Genomic DNA, 1,190 nt, shown 5'->3' with positions numbered 1-1,190 from the left:
TGAAGACTTACCTTTTTTCAAACAGTTAATAAATATAAAATCCCTTCTAATTGACTAAAGATTCTTTAGCATATAGCCAAGGACTAAGTCCATTTAAAGATGTGTGCGGATGATTACTGTTGTAATCGATTTGCCACTCATAAGCCATTGCATTTACCTCCATTATAGACCCGAATAGGTATGCATCCAAAACGTCTTCTCTGAATGTACGGTTTAAGCGTTCAATATATGCATTTTGGGCAGGTTTTCCGGGTTGGATATATTGAAGTTCAATATCATTAACCTTGCAGAAATCTACAAAAATCTTGGAAAGAAATTCTGGACCGTTATCAGTCCTTATATTCTTTGGCTTAGGTCTGTGTACGATTAATTCCTTTAGCTTTTGCACTAACCTGACTCCAGGAATTGAATAAAAAGCCTCGTTGATCAATGATTCCCTATTGTAATCATCAATGACATTCAGTACCCTAAACCTCCGTCCATTAGACAGGGCATCACTCATAAAATCAATTGACCATGTCTCATTGACTCTGCCTGGAACCATAAGCTTYTCCTTAATTCGTTTTGGAATACGACGTTTACGCTTAACCCTTAGTTTCAAGTTCATATTCCGATAAACGCGAAGTACTCTTTTTCTGTTCCAAAGCAAACCTTCCAAACGTATCTTGCCATAATAGGTTTCGAATCCCCTTGTTGGGTATCTTTCTGCCAAGTCCAGTAATTTTGAAACAACTGCCTGGTCGTCTTTTTTATGACCATAGTAATACATGCTACGGCTCATGCACACAATCTTACAGGCTCTATGAACACTGATTCCTGTCTCTCTAATCGCCCCTTCAGCCAGCTCCTTTCGTTCACAGAGGTTTAAAGCTTTTTTTCTATAATATCTTTTAAGATACGATGATCCAGGCTCAGATCAGCAAACATCCGCTTTAGACGGGCATTCTCTTCCTGTAACGCTTTAAGTTCCTTAAGATGTTGTGCATCCATTCCTCCGTATTTCTGCTTCCACTGGTAGAAAGTAGCTGCTGAAATTCCATGCTCACGACAAATATCTTTTGTCGCTTTCCCAGATTCATATTCTTTCAGAATATTGATAATCTGATGTTCTGAAAATTTGCTCTTTTTCATAATGTTTAACAAACTAAATTTAATAATTTTAATTTGTCTGAAAAACAGGGAAGTTTACC

2 protein-coding genes are annotated in these 1,190 nt (G+C 37.3%); both read right to left on the bottom strand.

Translation table 11 applies throughout. The features are described 5' to 3' along the window. Positions 1-46 precede the first annotated feature (46 nt). Positions 47-814, bottom strand: a complete 768-nt coding sequence (locus GTR01_RS24420; protein WP_262885765.1) for an IS3 family transposase — start codon at positions 812-814, stop codon at positions 47-49. Positions 815-864: 50 nt separating this feature from the next. Continuing rightward, the gene (locus tag GTR01_RS24415) at positions 865-1,131 is read right to left on the bottom strand and encodes a transposase (protein ID WP_047420085.1); all 267 of its coding nucleotides are present in this window, start codon (positions 1,129-1,131) and stop codon (positions 865-867) included. Positions 1,132-1,190: the final 59 nt, after the last annotated feature.

The sequence above is a fragment of the Chryseobacterium sp. c4a genome, assembly GCF_009900745.1.
Classification (GTDB): Bacteria; Bacteroidota; Bacteroidia; order Flavobacteriales; family Weeksellaceae; genus Chryseobacterium.
Note: the sequence above shows the minus strand (reverse complement) of the source record. Positions and strands in the feature narration are given on the sequence as shown.